At 73.5% G+C, this 16,874-nt stretch carries 14 protein-coding genes and 1 pseudogene; 14 read left to right on the top strand and 1 reads right to left on the bottom strand.

Annotated elements, in window-relative coordinates; all coding sequences use genetic code 11:
- Nucleotides 1-146 (bottom strand): annotated as a pseudogene (locus tag MXD60_RS30475) (FadR/GntR family transcriptional regulator); the annotation flags it as partial.
- A gap of 1,310 nt (nt 147-1,456) precedes the next feature.
- Here MXD60_RS30475 and MXD60_RS23155 point away from each other — a divergent pair.
- From MXD60_RS23155 to nusB, 14 genes are all read left to right on the top strand, one after another.
- A complete protein-coding gene (locus tag MXD60_RS23155; RefSeq protein WP_248821450.1) occupies nt 1,457-2,512 on the top strand; it encodes an MHYT domain-containing protein in 1,056 nt (351 codons plus the stop codon).
- 69 nt (nt 2,513-2,581) lie between these two features.
- A complete protein-coding gene (locus MXD60_RS23160; protein ID WP_518468522.1) occupies nt 2,582-4,096 on the top strand; it encodes a replication-associated recombination protein A in 1,515 nt (504 codons plus the stop codon).
- 228 nt (nt 4,097-4,324) lie between these two features.
- Complete coding sequence (locus MXD60_RS23165) at nt 4,325-4,828, top strand: DUF948 domain-containing protein (protein WP_248821451.1); 504 nt, start codon at nt 4,325-4,327, stop codon at nt 4,826-4,828.
- Nucleotides 4,829-5,170: a hypothetical protein gene (locus MXD60_RS23170; protein ID WP_248821452.1), complete on the top strand. Its 342-nt coding sequence runs from the start codon at nt 4,829-4,831 to the stop codon at nt 5,168-5,170.
- 108 nt (nt 5,171-5,278) lie between these two features.
- Entirely contained in the window at nt 5,279-7,924 is a 2,646-nt protein-coding gene (alaS, locus tag MXD60_RS23175; RefSeq protein ID WP_248821453.1) for an alanine--tRNA ligase, read from the top strand.
- A gap of 12 nt (nt 7,925-7,936) precedes the next feature.
- Nucleotides 7,937-8,449 (top strand): Holliday junction resolvase RuvX, encoded by a 513-nt coding sequence (gene ruvX, locus MXD60_RS23180; protein WP_248821454.1) that lies wholly within the window; start codon nt 7,937-7,939, stop codon nt 8,447-8,449.
- Complete coding sequence (gene mltG, locus MXD60_RS23185) at nt 8,446-10,038, top strand: endolytic transglycosylase MltG (protein WP_248821455.1); 1,593 nt, start codon at nt 8,446-8,448, stop codon at nt 10,036-10,038. Before ruvX ends, mltG begins: the two co-directional genes overlap by 4 nt.
- A 223-nt stretch (nt 10,039-10,261) precedes the next feature.
- A complete protein-coding gene (locus MXD60_RS23190; RefSeq protein ID WP_283098851.1) occupies nt 10,262-11,269 on the top strand; it encodes a shikimate dehydrogenase in 1,008 nt (335 codons plus the stop codon).
- Between the two features lie 212 nt (nt 11,270-11,481).
- Complete coding sequence (locus tag MXD60_RS23195) at nt 11,482-12,144, top strand: prepilin peptidase (RefSeq protein WP_248821456.1); 663 nt, start codon at nt 11,482-11,484, stop codon at nt 12,142-12,144.
- 96 nt (nt 12,145-12,240) lie between these two features.
- Nucleotides 12,241-13,425, top strand: a complete 1,185-nt coding sequence (gene aroC, locus MXD60_RS23200; RefSeq protein WP_248821457.1) for a chorismate synthase — start codon at nt 12,241-12,243, stop codon at nt 13,423-13,425.
- Between the two features lie 73 nt (nt 13,426-13,498).
- On the top strand, nt 13,499-14,083 hold the full coding sequence (locus MXD60_RS23205) for a shikimate kinase (RefSeq protein WP_248821458.1): 585 nt from the start codon (nt 13,499-13,501) through the stop codon (nt 14,081-14,083).
- Nucleotides 14,080-15,249 (top strand): 3-dehydroquinate synthase, encoded by a 1,170-nt coding sequence (aroB, locus tag MXD60_RS23210; protein WP_248821459.1) that lies wholly within the window; start codon nt 14,080-14,082, stop codon nt 15,247-15,249. The genes MXD60_RS23205 and aroB overlap by 4 nt, the downstream gene beginning before the upstream one ends.
- A gap of 299 nt (nt 15,250-15,548) precedes the next feature.
- The gene (gene efp, locus MXD60_RS23215) at nt 15,549-16,112 is read left to right on the top strand and encodes an elongation factor P (RefSeq protein ID WP_248821460.1); all 564 of its coding nucleotides are present in this window, start codon (nt 15,549-15,551) and stop codon (nt 16,110-16,112) included.
- On the top strand, nt 16,109-16,669 hold the full coding sequence (nusB, locus tag MXD60_RS23220) for a transcription antitermination factor NusB (protein ID WP_283098856.1): 561 nt from the start codon (nt 16,109-16,111) through the stop codon (nt 16,667-16,669). Before efp ends, nusB begins: the two co-directional genes overlap by 4 nt.
- Nucleotides 16,670-16,874: the final 205 nt, after the last annotated feature.

Consider the following 16,874-nt stretch of genomic DNA (forward strand, 5'->3'; position numbering starts at 1 on the left):
TCGCCGCGGACGATCTGGCGGCGGAGGTGGGCGGCGACGAGTTCGGCGGTTTTCGGGACCCGCACGTGCTGACCGACGCGGTGCAGGGCGCGTGGTCCGGCTGAGCCCGCGGTAGTCCTGGCCGGTGGCCGCCTGGTGGCCTTCACCCGCCGTCCTGCCGGGGGCGTCGCGGCGTCGGCGGGACCGTCGGCCGTGGGGCCGGTGTGCGCGCCGTCCGCCGGGGCGGCAGCCGCACGGGTTTCCGTGGGGGAGCCCGATGTGTCGGCCGGGCCGGCGTCCATGCCGGCGTCCGGGGTACGGTCCGCCGCCGGGGTACGGTCCGCCCCCGGGGCGGAAGTCGCCGCCGGGTGGGTGGAGTGGCCCGCGTCGCCGGCCCGGCGGGAACCGCGGGTCCGGCCGGGGAGCGCGGCGCGGTCCGACTGCTCCGAGATCGGCGACGGGGTCGGCGTCACGCGAGCCAGGGCTCGGTCGGAGCGGGTTCGGGGCGAGGGGAGCACGCTCATGGGGCTGCACCTTTCCGGGGCGGGGATTCGGTCTCCGGGACGGGCTGGTCGGTTCCGGTGAAAGCGGGGCGCGCCGCCGGGGCCGCCCTTTGCGGCGCGGGCCTCCGACGGGCTCCGGATCGGCCGCCTGGTGCGGGCGATCCGAGCGCGCCCCGAAAACACGGCGGATCCCTGCCAGGCGGTCTCGTCTGGCGTCGCGCGGGGATCGCCGCGGCGGATAGCCGGCGCCCAGGAATTGCCTGACAGGCGCCGACTGCACCGTGGGGAATCTTCCCTCGGGTGAGGGTGAGAGTCGTACGAGAAGATAAACCGACTACCTGAACCATACACGCACACCATTGCGTGAAAGTGGCTCTGAACAAACGAAGTGTGGTCTTCCGGTCGTCCCGCACGTGCAGTGCTGGCCAGGTACGCGGAAGGGGCGTCCAAGTGGCGATTGGCGGCCGATGCGATCGATTCTAGGAGAAGATAGCGGGATGCCGGCCATGGTAGGTTTCGTCGGATCTGGGCCGCCGCGCGAGAAGGGAAGTGGTAGGGCGGTGATTGCCGTCCGTGGGTCCGCTCCTGCTGGCCGGGTCTGCGGATCACGGGGCGCCTTCCTCTACGGTCGGCCCGCGGCTCCACGATTCGACGTCCCCCGCGTGCGGATCGTCGCCGGACCTCAGTGCGCTTTTGCCAGGTGAACGGCTGTGTGGGAGCTGTGGGTCGGCGGCGGGTGGCGGCTGTCCAGGGAGGGCTGCGCGGTCGGCGCGGGGCTAGTCGATCACGTCCCGTTATGACGGTTGTCGCCCAGCGTCGACGTGATGGCGGATGCGTCCCGACCTCTTGCTTCGGCGATAATTCTTGTTAGTCGGTGCCTTCATGTTGCAGAGTGTGTGCTTCTGGCCGTATGAGGGGGGTAAGTGATCGTTGCGGAGGCCGTGCATCGGCACGTAAGTCAGGATCTTCTGTTTGTGGTCGTATCGATCGGTCTGGCGGTGGTCGGATCGTTCGCGGCGCTGGTCAGCGCTATCCGGATCCCGTTGTCCGAGGGGCGCCTGCGGGCCCGCTGGACGATCGCCGCGGCGGTCTCCCTCGGGGGTGGCGGGATCTGGTCCATGCATTTCATCGGAATGATCGGCTATCACGTCGATGGCTTCGAGCTGCGGTACGATCTTCCGCTCACCGTGCTGTCCCTGGTCGTTGCCGTGGTGGGGTCCGCGCTGGGTTTCACCCTGGTGGCGCGCCGTCCGCGCAGCCTCGGCTGGCTCCTGATCAGCGGCGTGGTGGCCGGCGCCGGGGTCGCGGCCATGCACTACACGGGCATGGCCGCCATGCATGTCGGCGCGACAGTCTCCTACCGACCGAAGATCGTGGCGCTGTCGATCGCCATCGCCGTCGCCGCCGCGGTGGCCGCGCTGTGGATCGTGTTCCGCGTCCGTACCGTCCAGCACGTCGCGCTGGCCTCGGTCGTCATGGCCGCGGCGGTCTGCGGGATGCACTACACCGCGATGGCCGCCACCCAGGTCACGGGCGGCTCCTTCGCTCAGCGGGTGCAGGGCGCGGACTCGATCGTCCTCGCGCCGATCGTCTGTGTGATCGCCTTCTCGATCCTCGCGGTCGTCATCTTCTCGGCGCTGGGCGGAGTCACCGAGTCCAGCCCGCTGGTGAAGGCCCGTGACGCTCGCTCAGCGCCGGCACCCGGCCCTGAGGCGCGCAACGACGCGCCCGAACAGGTCGGGTCGCAGTGGGACGTGCCCGCACCGCGACCCGACGCGTCCGCCGCCTGGAACTTCCAGCCTCGCCCGGCCGCATCGGCGTGGGATTCCGAGCCGCGCCCGGTCGGGGCCGGCTCCGGTCCGGCGAGCGGTTCCGAGGCGGGCTGGGGCTCAGGCCCCGGATGGGACTCCGACCCCCGGTCGGGTGCCGTGGCGCCCGCTCCTGCCTGGCAGTTCGACCAGCAGGCCGGTTCGGCGCAGCCGGCCTGGAGCCCCGGCGCGGCGGCGGAGCCACCCGTCGGCAGCAACTGATCCGACCTGCCCCGGGCGGCATGCGCGTTCACCGGTCGGCCTGCGGCGGCCGCGACGTACCGTGAACGGGTGAGCCTGTTCGACTCGGCGGAGCTGTTCGGCGCGCCGGCCGCCGCGCCAGCCCGCGGCCCCACGCCCCCGACGGCGCCGGGTCGCGGTGCGGCCGAGCCGGAACTCGCCGTGGCCGGTCGGGCTCCGCTCGCCGCCCGGCTGCGCCCGGAGCACCTCGACGAGGTCGTCGGCCAGCGTCACCTGCTCGGTGCCGGTAGTCCGCTGCGCCGGCTCGTCGAGGGCGGCGGCACGACGTCGGTCATCCTCTGGGGCCCGCCTGGCACCGGCAAGACCACACTGGCGCACATCGTGTCGCGGGCGACCGGTCGGCGCTTCCGGGAGCTTTCCGCGGTGACGGCAGGTGTCAAGGACGTGCGGGCGGTCATCGACGAGGCACGGGCGGCCCGCTCGGCGTCTGGTGCGCGCACCGTCCTGTTCATCGACGAGGTCCACCGTTTCACCCGCACGCAGCAGGACGCGCTGCTCCCCTCGGTCGAGCATGGCTGGGTCACGCTGGTCGCCGCGACCACCGAGAACCCCTTCTTCTCCGTCGTGAGTCCGCTGCTGTCCCGGTCGCTGCTGTTGACCCTCGAGCCGCTCACCGACGACGACATCCGCGGGGTGGTCGACCGCGCCCTGCGCGACCCGCGTGGCTATGACGGGCGGGTCGAGCTGACCGGGGCCGGTCGCGACCACGTCGTCCGGCTCGCCGGCGGGGACGCGCGCCGCGCGCTGACCGTGCTGGAGGCAGGCGCCGAGGCGCTGCTCGCCGCCGCCGACACCGCCGCTCCCGCCGACACCGCCGCTCCCGCCGCTCCCGCCGACACCGCCGGGGCGGGTGGCCGTCGGGACGTCGCCGTGCTCGATGTCGCCGTGCTCGATGTCGACGTGCTGGAGCAGGCGGTCAACCGGGCGGCGGTCCGTTACGACCGCTCAGGCGACCAGCACTACGACGTCACCAGCGCGTTCATCAAGTCGATGCGCGGCGGGGACGCCGATGCCGCGCTGCACTACCTGGCCCGGATGCTGGAGGCCGGCGAGGACCCCAGGTTCATCGCCCGCCGCATGATCATCCTTGCCAGCGAGGACGTCGGCATGGCGGACCCGGGTGCGCTCGCCGTCGCCGTCGCCGCCGGCCAGGCCCTGGACCTCGTCGGCCTGCCGGAAGCGCGACTGGCGCTGGCGCAGGCGGTCATCCACCTCGCGCTGGCGCCGAAGTCGAACGCGGTGATTCGCGCGATCGACGCCGCCACGGCCGACGTGCGCGCCGGCCGCGCCGGCCCGGTGCCGCCGCACCTGCGCGACGCCCACTATCCGGGGGCCGCCCGGGCCGGCAGCGGGGCGGGCTACCGGTACCCGCATGACGCGCCCGGCGGCGTGGTGCGCCAGCAGTACCCGCCGGAGGGGCTGACGGCTGCCGACTACTACCTGCCGGGAACCAACGGTTTCGAGCGGCGGGCGGCGGAGCGGCTGCGGGAGCTGCGGGAGACGGTGCGGGGCGCGGCGGAGCACGGCACGGCACGGGAGCCCTGAGCGCCGGCATCGTAAGCACTGTGGTGCCGGCCGAGACAGGCCCCGGTCGCGGGGCCGGACCCGGCTCGGTGGCGGGGGCTGCCCATAGCGGCGGTCGCATCCTCGGTAAGGTCACAGCGGCACGCCATTCGCACGGGAACGGCCTGCGTGGCGTGCCGCGGCAGGGCACAGCGTGCCGGATCGGGTGGGGTGGGACCGACCCAATCGACGATGGAGGCAGGAGCACATATGTCCGGTGGAGCGGTCGCGGGCCTGATCGCGTCGGGCGCGTTCGCGGTGCTCGCCCTCTTCGGCTGTTTCGTCCTGCTCAAACTCGGCAAGATCTTCGACGAGGCGGCGGCGCGCGTGCGCCAGACCGGTGTCGCCATCGACGAGGGAACAGCCCGGGTCCGGCAGGCCGGTACGACGGTCGACGAGGTCAACGTCGCGCTCGCGCACGTGAACAAGGAACTGGACCGGGTCGACGCGATCACGGCGAACGTCCAGTCGATCACGACGAACGTGTCCTCGCTGACGTCGCTGTTCTCGGCGACCCTCGGCGGGCCGATCGTGCGGGTGGCCGCCTTCAGCTACGGCGTGCGCCAGGCTGTCGCCAAGCGCAGCCGGTCGGAGGTCGAGGCGCGGGTGAAGTCGCAGATCAAGACGGAGAAGGCGGCGCGCCGGGGGGCCGCGGACGCGGACCCGGGCGAGGCGCCGCTGGCCGCCTCGGGCGAGCGTCGGGGAGGCCGGTAGATGTCCCGGATGTTCTACCTCGCCTTCGGGGCGGCGGCGGGGGTCGTCGTGGTGCGCCAGGCGGCAAAGGCCGCCGCGACGCTCACCCCGACGAGCCTCGCCGGATCTTTCGTACAGTCGGTGCGGGAGTTCCTCGCGGATGTCCGTGAGGCGGCGGCCGAGCGGGAGGAGGAGATCCGTGGCGCACTCGGTCTCGACGACGCCCCGCGGGACGAGCCTCCCGGTGTCTCGGGCCCGGCCAGCGGGTCCGAGCGGGTCGCGGTGGCGCCCGGGGGCTACCCGGGTGATCTCGACGACAGCGAGCGGACGATGCGGCTGGTGCCGGGGGCCCGGCAGGGCTGACCGCCCCTCGGCGGCGAGCGCGGCGGCAGCGGTCCGAGCAGCCGCGGCGGCAGCGCCGCCCGCCCTCGGATGACGAACCCCTCCCTCCAGTCTGGACGATGTGAACCGATGGACACCGCCGAGATCCGCACCCGCTTCCTCAACCATTTCTCCGGGCGTGGGCACACCGTCGTTCCGAGCGCGTCCCTGATCGCGCAGGATCCGACGCTGCTCCTGGTCAACGCCGGGATGGTGCCGTTCAAGCCGTACTTCCTCGGTGATCTGGCCGCGCCCTGGCCGCGGGCGACGAGCGTGCAGAAGGTCGTGCGGACCGTCGACATCGACAACGTCGGCCGCACGGCCCGGCACGCCTCGTTCTTCCAGATGTGCGGGAACTTCTCCTTCGGCGACTACTTCAAGGCCGAGGCGATCCCGTTCGCCTTCGAGCTGCTCGTCGACGGCTACGGGTTCAACCCGGACGACCTGTGGGCCACGGTCTACCTCGACGACGACGAGGCCGAGCAGATCTGGCAGAAGCTGCTGCCCGCCGAGCGCATCCAGCGCCGCGGCAAGGAGGACAACTACTGGTCGATGGGCGTGCCCGGCCCGTGCGGTCCGTGCAGCGAGATCTACTTCGACCGCGGGCCCGCGTACGGGCGTGAGGGCGGCCCCGTCGCCGACGAGAACCGCTACCTCGAGGTCTGGAACCTCGTGTTCATGCAGTTCGAGCGCGGTGAGGGCGCCGGCTACGACTTCCCGATCCTGCGCGAGCTGCCCTCGCGCAACATCGACACCGGCATGGGCCTCGAGCGGATGGCGACGATCCTGCAGGGCGTCGACAACCTCTACGAGATCGACATTTCCCGCCCCGTGCTCGACACCGCCGGGCGGCTCACCGGCACCAGCTACGGTGCCGACGCGGCCGCCGACGTGCGCCTGCGGGTCATCGCCGACCACTCCCGCACCGCCGCGATGCTCATCTCCGACGGAGTGATGCCCTCCAACGAGGGCCGCGGCTACGTGCTGCGCCGGCTGCTGCGCCGCGCCGTGCGCGACGCCCGTCTGCTCGGCGCCCGCGAGCCGGTCATGGGCGAGCTGTTCGCCGCCATCGGCCAGGCGATGGGCCCGATCTACCCCGAGCTCGTCGACGACGCGGAGACCATCACCGGGGTCGCCGTCGCCGAGGAGGCGTCGTTCGCCGAGACGCTGCGCACCGGCACCACCATCTTCGACACCGCCGCGCGTCAGGTCCGGGCGGCGGGTTCGACGACGCTCGCCGGTGACGAGGCGTTCAAGCTGCACGACACCTACGGCTTCCCGATCGACCTGACGCTGGAGATGGCCGCCGAGGCGGGCCTGTCCGTCGACGAGGCGGGCTTCCGCCGGCTGATGGAGCGCCAGCGGCAGACCGCGAAGGCCGACCGGGCGTCCCGGCGCATCGGCAACCTCGACCTGTCCGCCTTCCGGCCGATCCTGGCCGGCTCCGGGCCGACGACGTTCACCGGCTACGAGGAGCTGACCCGCGAGTCCACCGTCGTCGGCCTCGTCGGGATCGCCGACGGCGTGGGCCGGATGACGGCCGGCGCCGGCGAGGAGGTCGGGGTCGTCCTCGACATCACCCCGTTCTACGCCGAGAGCGGCGGGCAGGAACCCGACCTCGGCGTGCTGCGCTTCGACGGCGGCGAGGTCGAGGTCCTCGACGTCCAGCGGCCCGTCCCGGAGCTGGTGCTGCACCGGGTCCGGGTGCGCTCCGGCGAGCTGCGGGTCGGCGACCAGGTGCACGCCGACGTCGACGCCGGCCGGCGCCGGGCGGTGTCCCGCTCGCACACCGCCACCCACCTCGTGCACGCGGCGTTCCGCCGGGCGCTGGGGGAGGGGGCGACCCAGGCCGGGTCGCTGAACTCACCGGGCCGGCTGCGCTTCGACTTCCACGCCCTCGGCGCGATTCCGGCGTCCGTCCTCGCCGACGTCGAGGACGAGATCAACGAGGTGGCGCTGCGCGACCTGCCGGTGCGGGCGTTCGTGACGACGCAGGACGAGGCCCGCAGGCTCGGCGCGATGGCGCTGTTCGGGGAGAAGTACGGCGACGCGGTGCGGGTCGTCGACGTCGGCGACTACGCCCGCGAGCTCTGCGGCGGCACCCACGTCGGTAGTTCCGCCCAGCTCGGCGCGGTGAAGCTGCTGTCCGAGTCGTCGATCTCGGCGGGCACGCGCCGGGTCGAGGGGCTCGTCGGCATCGACGCGTTCCGCTTTCTGGCCCGTGAGCATCTGCTCGTCTCCGAGCTCGCCACCGCGATCAAGGCCCGTCCGGACGAACTGGTCGACCGGGTCGGCGACATCGTCGGCCGGCTGCGCGACGCCGAACGGGAGCTGGACCGGCTGCGCGCCGCCGCGGTGCTCGCCGGGGCGGGCGCCCTGGCCGAGGGCGCCGAGGAGATCGGCGGGGTCGCCGTGGTCACCGCCGAGGTACCCGCCGGTACCGCGCCCGACGACGTGCGCCTGCTGGCGATGGACATCCGCGGCCGGCTCGGCGGGCGTCCCGCCGTGGTCGCCGCGGTCCGGGCCGACGGCGGGTCGATCGTCGTCGTCACCGACGACGCGGCGCGGGCCCGCGGGCTGCGCGCCGGAGATCTGGTGCGCGGCTCCTGGGCGGCGCTCGGTGGCAAGGGCGGCGGCAAGCCGGACATCGCCCAGGGCGGTGGCGGGACGCCGGAGCTGGTTCCGGCCGCGTTCGCGAAGCTGCGCGGGCTGGTCGCCGAGCTCACCGCGCGCTGAGGTGGCCGGCCGGTGAGCGGTCCGTCGGCACCCCGCGGGGTGCGGGTCGGTGTCGATGTGGGATCCGTCCGGGTCGGAATCGCCGCGAGTGACCCGGACGGCATACTCGCCGTACCCGTGACCACCCTGATGCGAGATAGGAAAAAAAATACCGATATCGACAATCTTGTCGGGATCGTTCTCGACAGGCAGGCTGTAGAGGTCGTGGTAGGCCTGCCCAGGCAGTTGTCCGGGCAGGAGGGTCGGGCGGTCCAGCTGGTCCGCGAGTACGCCGACGTACTCAGTGCGCGGATTGCCCCTGTCCCCGTGCGTTTTGTGGACGAGCGGCTGACCACGGTTGCGGCACACCGCAGAATGGCTGAGCGTGGCGTTCGTTCCCGCGCCCGCCGCGGTCTCGTGGATCAGGAGGCAGCCGTGCAGATCCTCCAGAACGACCTGGACAGCCGTCGTCGGGGCGGTGGCGCGCCCGCAGCGGCGCCGGACCCGTCCGTCGGTGGAGGCGCCGTGCCCCAGGACGAGAGGTGACGGGCGGTCACCTCGACGAGATGCTCGGCGAGGAGCCGTACGGTCCCCGCCGCCGTCCCGCCGACTCCCGCCGCGGCGGGGAGCCACGTCGGGGCGCGGGCCGCTTCGACGACGAGCCCTACGCCAGCGACGTGCCGGAGCGGGGCTACGACAGCGACCCGCGCGAGGACCGCCGCCGTCGGGACGCCCGCCGCGAGGGCGGTCGCGGCGCCGCGGGCGACGCCGAAGCGGACTATCCGGACTCGGGATACGCCGACGACTACGCGGACGACCGATACCCGGGCGACCGATACCCGGGCGACCGATACCCGGACGGCCGATACCCGGACGACGGTGCCGCGGACGACGAGTTCGCCCGGGACGACGTCTTCGGGGCCGCCGGTTTCGACGACGACGAGGTCCCGGCCGGCGAGGAGCCCGGGCGCGGCCGGCGAGGCCGCCGGCGCTCCGTTGTGCACGGCGGCGACGCGGACGACGGCGGAGCGGGCGGTGTCGACTGGGATGACGACCCGCCCCCGCGGCGGCGCACGCGTGCCCTGCCGAAGCTGGTCGCCGTCCTGGTGGTCGTCGCCGCGCTGCTCGGGCTCGGTATCTTCGCCGTCGGCAAGGTGGTCGGCCGCATCGGCGGCGGCGGTGGCAGCGCCGCCGACTACACCGGCGCCGGCAACGGCATCGCCGTGATCCAGATCCCGGACGGCGCCTCCGCCCGGCAGATCGCGCAGGAGCTGCGCGACGCGAACGTGACCGCGTCGGTCGCGGCGTTCGTCAAGGCCGCCTCGGCCAACCCGAAGTCGCTGGGCATCCAGCCGGGTACCTACCGGCTGCGCAGCCAGATGAGCGCCGACGCGGCGCTCGCCGCGCTGCTCGACCCGGCGTCCTCGGCGCCGTTCCGGTTCACCATCAAGGAAGGCGAGACCGTCCGGCAGGTGCTCGCCGGCCTGCACGACCGGCTCGGCACGCCGATGGACGAGCTGCAGGCCATCGCCAACAACCCCAGGCAGCTCGGCGTCCCCGCCTACGCCCCGACGCTGGAGGGCTACCTCTTCCCGTCGACCTACGATCTGGTGCCCGGGGCCACCCCGCTGCAGCTGCTGACCTCGTTCGTCACCCGGTTCAAGTCCGAGACGGCGTCGATCGACCTGGAGAACAAGGCCGCCGCGCGCAACATGAAGCCGGCCGACATCGTGACCGTCGCCTCGATCATCGAGAAGGAGGTCGCGAACGCCGACGAGGGGCCCAAGGTCGCCCGGGTGGTCTACAACCGGCTCAACGACACCACCGGCGCGTTCCGCACCCTCGGCATGGACTCGACCACCCGCTACGCGCAGAACGAGTACACCGGTCCGCTGACCAGGTCCCAGCTCGTGCAGAAGGACAACCCGTACAACACCCGGGTGAACCCGGGCCTGCCGCCCGGGGGGATCTCCAACCCGGGGCTGTGGGCGCTGAAGTCCGCCCTGGCTCCCGCCGACGGCACCTGGTTGTGGTTCATCTCCATGCCGCGTAGCGGGGTGACCGAGTTCGCCACGACCAGGGCGGAGTTCGATCGGCTGTATGCCCAGTACCTCGCCGAGGGCGGCAAGGAATAGCCAGCGCCGCGCCGCTGGCCGCCCGGCCGGCGCGCGGGCCCGCCGGCCGGGCCGCGGGCAGCTCGGTCGGCGACGACAGGTGGCGCGCATGCGTGGCTACGGCCCGATCGGCGGCGTGAACGGCCAAGATGGACCGATGACTGGCGCCGGCGCAGGCCGCCTACATGGGAACACGGACGTTCGGGCCAGCTGGCGTCCGGTGGACGCGGATGCGGGAGGCGTGATGCGGGAGGGTCGGGCGGGGGACGTCGGCGGCGGGGTGCGTGCGGAGCGGCATGCGGCGGTGGTCGCCGCAGCGGCTACGCCGGAGTCCCCGGCGCTGGCCGCGGTGCTCGGCGCTCCCGTGGACCACTCGCTGTCCCCGGTGCTGCACGGCGCGGCCTACCGCGAACTCGGCCTCGCCGTGCGGTACACAGCCATCCACTGCGCCGAGGCCGACCTGCCCGCGGCGCTGGACCGGCTGCGGACCGAGCCGGGCTGGCTCGGGGCGTCGCTGACGATGCCGCTGAAGACCGCCGTGCTCGACCTGCTGGACAAGGTGGATCCGACCGCCGCCGCGATCGGCGCCGTGAACACCGTCGTCGTCGGCGACGGCGGTCACCTCGCCGGCTACAACACCGACGTCGTCGGCATCGGTGTGGCGGTGCGCCGCGTGCTGCGCCAGGGCGTGCCCGGCCAGCCGCTGGTCCTCGGCGCCGGTGGCACCGCCCGCGCGGCCGTGGCCGCCCTGGCCGCGAGTGGCTGCCCGCACGTCGCCGTCGTCGCCCGCCGGCCCGCGGCCGCCGCCGAGCTTGCCCAGGTCGGCGAGCGCCTCGGCATCCGGGTGACCCCGCTGCCCTGGGAGCTGCTCGCGACCGGCCTGCCCGCCGGCCCCGACCTCGCCATCGCCACGACCCCGGCGGGCGCCACCGACCGGCTCGCGGCCCGCCGGTGGCCGGCGTCCTGCCAGCTCGTCGAGCTGCTCTACCACCCCTGGCCGACGGAGCTCGCGGCCGCGGCCTACCGTGCCGGCGCCCGGGTGGCCGGTGGCCTGGAGATCCTCGCCGCGCAGGCCGTCGGCCAGGTCGAGCACTTCACCGGCCGGACCGTCCCCGCCGCCGTCCTGCTCGCCGCCGGCCAGTCCGCCCACGACGAACGCACCGACGCCGCGCCGGACGAACGCTCCGACTCCCCGCGCGTTCGCACCGATCAGGACCACGCGGCCACTCGCCAGGACCAGCCAGCCCGGTAGCCGGGGGTCGGCGTCCGCTTCGTCCCGGTGGAAGCGACAGGAGCCCTCTTTCCCCCGCGGCTGGTTCGGTTCCGTCACCGAGATGAGCGCTGGCGCGTGACCGTGCGTGGTGCTCAGGCTGACCGGCTACCTCGGCGGTCGGGAAAGGGAGGTCGGCGGTCCGGGTGGCGTGGGACGATGGATCGGTCCGGGGTCGACGCAACGGGGGTCGTATGGTCGAGGCCGGACTTGCCGCGTTGATCGCGTTGGGGGTGCTGGCGGTCGCGGTGCCGCTGGGGCCGGGGGTCGTCGCCCGCGTCCCGCCGCCGCCCGGGGCCGCACCGCACCGGGATGCCCCGGGGCCGCGCCGGCTGCGACTCGCGACCGTGCTGGCGGTCGTCGTGGTGGCCGGCGCGCTGTATCGGCATCCGTCCTGGTTGCTCGCCTACGCGTACCTGACGGTGCTCGGGGTGTGGCTGGCGGCCGTGGACCTGCGGGTGCACCGGCTGCCCGATCATCTGGTGCTGCCGGCCTATCCGGCGCTGGCCGTGCTGTTCGGGTTCGCGGCGCTGGTCGACGCCGCGCCGGGCCGGCTGGCCAGGGCGGGGGTCGCGGCGGCCGGGAGCTGGCTGGCGTTCTGGGTGCTGCACCGGGTCTCCCGCGGCGGTCTCGGCCGCGGTGACGTGAAGCTCGCCGGCCTGCTGGGTGGGGCACTGGGCTGGCTGGGCTGGCCGAGCGTCGCCGGTGGCTTCTGCGCGGGGGTGCTGGTCGGCGGGCTGTGCGCCCTCGCCCTGCTCGCCGTGGGCCGGGTCGGTCGCCACGACCGGCTGCCGTACGGGCCGTTTCTGCTCGTCGGGGCCTGGTACGCGGTGGTGCGGGCGGGCGTTCACCCCTGACGGCGGGGTCCGCCGCGGACCGGTGGGCGTGGTCGAGGGCGTGAGCTGTGCCGACGGGGACGTGCGCGGGCGCGTGGTCGTGAAAGACTGGTAGGCATGGTGCGTTGGTTGACGGCGGGGGAGTCGCATGGTCCCGCTCTGGTGGCCACGGTCGAGGGGTTGCCCGCGGGGATCCGGCTGACCAGTGCGGACATCGCGGCGGAGCTGGCCCGTCGCCGGCTCGGGCACGGCCGCGGGGCGCGGATGAGCTTCGAGCGGGACGAGGTCGAGCTGCTCGGCGGTCTTCGCCACGGCATCTCGCTCGGCGGCCCGATCAGTGTCGTCGTGCGTAACACCGAGTGGCCGAAGTGGGAGCGGGTGATGGCCCCCGACCCGGTCGACCCGCAGGAGTTGGCCGGTCTGGGCCGCAACGCCCCGCTGACCCGGCCCCGGCCGGGCCACGCCGATCTCGCCGGCATGCAGAAGTACGGCTTCGACGACGCCCGGCCCGTGCTGGAGCGGGCGAGTGCCCGGGAGACGGCGGCGCGGGTCGCGCTCGGGACCGCGGCCAAGGCGCTGCTGCGCCAGGCATACGGCATCGAGGTGATCTCCCATGTGGTCGCGATCGGCGCCGTCGAGGTGCCGCCGGGGACGCCCGCGCCGACGTCGCTGGCGACCGTCGACGCCGACCCGGTGCGCTGCGCCGACCAGGCGACCAGTGTGCGGATGGTCGCCGAGATCGACGCCGCCCAGGCCGATTCCGACACTCTCGGTGGGATCGTCGAGGTGCTCGCCTACGGCTGTCCGCCGGGGCTCGGCAGCTACGTCCACGGCGACCGCCGGCTCGACGCCCGCCTCGCCGGCGAGCTGATGGGCATCCAGGCGATCAAGGGCGTCGAGTTCGGCGACGGTTTCACCACCGCGCGCCGGCGCGGCTCGGTCGCGCACGACGAGATCGAGCCGGTCGGTGGCGTCGCCCGGCGGGTGCGGCGGGCGACCGACCGTGCCGGCGGCATCGAGGGCGGAATGACCACCGGTGAGCCACTGCGCATCCGGGTGGCGATGAAGCCGATCTCCTCTCTCACCCGGCCGCTGTCCACAGTCGACGTGTCGACCGGCGAGGCCGCCGTCGCGATCAACCAGCGGTCCGACGTGTGCGCCGTGCCCGCGGCCGGGGTGGTCACCGAGGCGATGGCCGCGCTCGTGCTCGCCGACGCCGCCCTGGAGAAGTTCGGCGGCGACTCGGTCGAGGAGACCCGGCGCAACTGCGAGGGCTACCTGAAATCCCTGTTCATTCACTGATCACCGGATTCACCGGTGGTCGCCGAGTGGGACGATCGCCGGACACTGACAAAGCAGACGGGACAGTACGAGCGTGACTGGGGATGAGGCGGCGGTGGCGCCGGCCGGGCCGCAGGCGGTGCTGGTCGGGCCGCGGGCGGTGCTCGTCGGCGCGCCCGGCGCGGGCAAGACGACGGTCGGCACCCGGCTCGCGCGGCGGTGGGACGTCGGGTTCCGCGACACCGACGCCGACGTCGAGGCGGCGCTTGGCGCCAGTGTGTCGGACATCTTCCTCGAGTTCGGCGAGGACCGTTTCCGCGCCGCCGAGCACCGGGCGGTGGCCGCCGCGCTCGCCGAGCACACCGGGATCGTCGCCCTCGGTGGCGGCTCGGTGCTCGACCCGGCCACGCGGGCGCTGCTCGCCGGCCACCGGGTCGTCTACCTGCGGGTCGGGCTGAGCGACGCGGTGCGCCGCGTCGGCCTGGCCCGGGACCGTCCGCTGCTCGTCGAGGGCCCGCGCACCCGGCTCGCCGCCCTGCTGCGGGCCCGCGAGCCCCTGTACGCGGAGGTGGCCATGGCCGTCGTCGACACCGCGGGTCGCGAGCCGGACGAGGTCGCCGACCTGGTCGCCGCCGCGCTGAGTGACTCCCCTGACGTGCTGAGTGAGGAACGGTCATGAGTACGCGGGCGAAGGTGGCCGACGTCGTCCGGATTCCGGTGCGGCCGGCCGGTGAACGGCCCTACGACGTGGTGCTCGGTGAGGGCCTGCTCGGCGGCCTTGCCGAGACGGTGGTCGGGCGGACCCGCGCCGTCGTCATCCACCCGGTCGCGCTGCGGGCGAAGGCCGGGTCGGTCGTCGCGGACCTGCGCGCGAACGCCCGGGTGGAGGCGCACACGATCGAGGTGCCCGACGGCGAGGAGGCGAAGCGGCTGGCGATCGCCGGGCGGTGCTGGGACGCTCTCGGCCGGATCGGCGTCACCCGCGACGACGTGGTCATCGGACTGGGCGGCGGGACCGTGACCGACCTGGCCGGCTTCGTCGCGGCGAGCTGGCTGCGCGGCGTGGACGTCGTGCAGGTGCCGACCACGGTGCTCGGCATGGTCGACGCGGCCGTCGGCGGCAAGACCGGCATCGACGTCGAGGCCGGCAAGAACCTCGTCGGCGCCTTCCACCAGCCGCTGACCGTGCTGTGCGACCTGACGACGCTGACGACGCTGCCGGCGGCCGAGGTGCGCGCGGGCCTCGCCGAGGTGGTGAAGACCGGCTTCATCGTCGACGCCACCATCCTCGACCTGCTCGACGACGATCCCACCGGCGCCGCGCACCTGCCCGAGCTGATCGAACGGTCGATCCGGGTGAAGGCCGACGTGGTCTCCGGCGATCCGCGCGAGGCCGGCCGCCGGGAGGTCCTCAACTACGGCCACACCCTCGGCCACGCCATCGAGAAGGTGGAGAACTTCGGCTGGCGGCACGGTGAGGCGATCTCGGTGGGGATGGTGTTCGCGGCCGAGCTGTCCCGGCTCGTCGTCGGCCTCGCCGACCCCACCGCGGACCGCCACCGTGACCTGCTGGCCCGCATCGGCCTGCCGGTGACCTACCGGGGCGACCGCTGGCCGGCACTGCTCGACGCGATGCGGGTGGACAAGAAGACGCGCGGGCACCGGCTGCGCTTCATCGGCCTCGCCGCGCAGGGCGACACGGTCGTGTTCGACAACCCGGATCCGGGCCTGCTGCTGACCGCCTTCGCCGCCGTCGCCCCGGACGGAGTGCCGCGGCCCGCAGACGGCTCGTCTCCCACGGAGACGTCCGTGCCCGACGGCCTGTCGTTGTCCGACCCGGTCTGAGCCGACCGCCTGAACCGGACCATCTCACCGACCCGTCCGAGCCGACCGCTGTCGTGTCCACCGGGTGCCCGGGAACGGGGCAGCCGGCTCGGTAGACTTGTCTGCGGTCTGGCTGATCGCCGCCGCGGGAGGGCTCGCGGGATGTCCGCGGGAAAGCTCGCGGGAAAGTTGCTGTGGCCCCCGGGCGCGTGGTTCCGGCCGGTGGGGCCGCCGAGACGGGTGCGGTCCGACCAACCCGGTCTTCCGCACGACCATGATCCGCCGTCCAAGCACGGCGACCTGAACGGAGAACTCGCGCAGTGGCGACCAGCAACGACCTGAAGAACGGTATGACGCTCGACATCGACGGGGTGTTGTGGAACGTCGTCGGCTTCCAGCACGTCAAGCCGGGTAAGGGCGGGGCGTTCGTCCGCACGACGCTCAAGAACGTCCTCAGCGGCAAGGTCGTCGACCGCACGTTCAACGCCGGGGTGAAGGTCGAGGTCGCGACCGTCGACCGCCGGGAGATGACCTACCTGTACCGGGACGGCACCGACTTCGTCTTCATGGACAGCGAGTCCTACGACCAGATCCCGATCCCGCCGGACGTTGTCGGCTCCACCGCCGACTACATGCTGGAGAACACCGTCGCGACGGTCGCCCTGCACGACGGCGCCCCGCTCTACGTCGAACTGCCCGCGAGCGTCGAGCTCACGATCGCGCAGACCGACCCCGGGGTGCAGGGCGACCGGTCCACCGGTGGGACGAAGCCGGCGACGCTGGAGACCGGCGCGACGATCAACGTCCCGCTGTTCGTCACCACCGGCGAGAAGGTCAAGGTCGACACCCGCGACGGTCGTTATCTCGGTCGGGTGACGAGCTGAGCGCCCGGTCCAAGGCCCGCCGGCGCGCGCTGGACATCCTCTTCGAGGCGGACGTGCGCGGTTCCCGGGTGTCCGAGATCCTCGACGCCCGGATGGCCCGCGCCGACCCGCCCGTCTCCGAGTACACGGAGGGCCTCGTCGAGGGCGTGGTCGAGCACTGGCGGGAGATCAACGAGCGGATCTCCGAGCACGCCGAGGGCTGGACGCTGGAGCGGATGCCGCCGGTGGACCGCAACATCCTGCGGATCGCCGTGCTGGAACTCGGCTGGCGGCCCGACGTGCCGCCCCGCGTCGTCATCGACGAGGCCGTCGAGCTGGCGAAGAGCCTGTCCACGGAGCGTTCGCCAGGGTTCGTCAACGGGCTGCTCGGCAGCCTGGTCGACGTCAACGGGGCGGCGACGCCCGGCCCGACGGGCAGTGAACCGGGTGCCGTGGCCGTCGAGGCCGGTGCGCCTGGTGTGACGGGTGGGACTGGTGTGACTGAGGCTGCCCCGGCGGCGCAGGCCGGGCCGGCGACCACCGCGCCGGCAGAAACGGAACCGAACCGGGCCCGGTGACCCGGGACCCGACGCGTCCGCGTGCCCGGTACGCCGCCCCTAGCGACGTACCGGGGTACTCCCGGCCAGGCTGTGCCACGCGTTTGGTCGGTCTCGACCCCGTTGCGATGCGGTCCTGTCGGAGGTGAAGCCTGGTTGTGCCACGAACGAAACCCCTGAGCCGACAAGACCACAGGCAGTGCTGGTGAAGCGGTGTTGGTGAAGC

It is taken from the genome of Frankia sp. AgB32 (assembly GCF_023243045.1).
GTDB lineage: Bacteria > Actinomycetota > Actinomycetes > Frankiales > Frankiaceae > Frankia.

What these genes read in the sequence shown, in the direction of transcription:
- MXD60_RS23165 (WP_248821451.1), top strand. Translation starts at nt 4,325, where the DNA reads ATGTCCGGTGGAGCGGTCGCGGGCCTGATCGCGTCGGGCGCGTTCGCG.
- MXD60_RS23170 (WP_248821452.1), top strand. Translation starts at nt 4,829, where the DNA reads ATGTCCCGGATGTTCTACCTCGCCTTCGGGGCGGCGGCGGGGGTCGTC.
- alaS (WP_248821453.1), top strand. Translation starts at nt 5,279, where the DNA reads ATGGACACCGCCGAGATCCGCACCCGCTTCCTCAACCATTTCTCCGGG.
- MXD60_RS23190 (WP_283098851.1), top strand. Translation starts at nt 10,262, where the DNA reads ATGCGGGAGGGTCGGGCGGGGGACGTCGGCGGCGGGGTGCGTGCGGAG.
- MXD60_RS23195 (WP_248821456.1), top strand. Translation starts at nt 11,482, where the DNA reads ATGGTCGAGGCCGGACTTGCCGCGTTGATCGCGTTGGGGGTGCTGGCG.
- aroC (WP_248821457.1), top strand. Translation starts at nt 12,241, where the DNA reads ATGGTGCGTTGGTTGACGGCGGGGGAGTCGCATGGTCCCGCTCTGGTG.
- aroB (WP_248821459.1), top strand. Translation starts at nt 14,080, where the DNA reads ATGAGTACGCGGGCGAAGGTGGCCGACGTCGTCCGGATTCCGGTGCGG.